1 protein-coding gene is annotated in these 252 nt (G+C 58.3%); it reads right to left on the reverse strand.

The genetic code is table 11. The features are described 5' to 3' along the window. On the reverse strand, nucleotides 1-243 hold a 243-nt coding region (locus tag QN347_RS20440; protein WP_323494493.1), incomplete at its 3' end, for an efflux RND transporter periplasmic adaptor subunit. Between the last annotated feature and the right edge of the window lie 9 nt (nucleotides 244-252).

The following is a 252-nucleotide window of genomic DNA, read 5'->3' on the forward strand; positions in this document are numbered from 1 at the left end:
GCCGTATATATCGGAATGCAACAGCACATCTTGACCGATGCGCATGTGGGCTAATTGGCCTTCCTTGAAATTGGCATCCACCCAGAGCGAATTGAGCGCCACGATGGACAGCAGAGGGCTGCCGGCCGCCACGCGTTGGCCTACTTGTACCGAACGCTTGGCGATATAGCCGCTCAAGGGTGCCGGTATGGTGGCACGGCTGTAGCTGAGCAAGGTTTCGCGTACTTTAGCGGCCGCGCGCAAGACGTTAGG

This window comes from Sphingomonas sp. 10B4, assembly GCF_035019905.1.
GTDB classification, from domain to species: domain Bacteria; phylum Pseudomonadota; class Alphaproteobacteria; order Sphingomonadales; family Sphingomonadaceae; genus Sphingomonas; species Sphingomonas glacialis.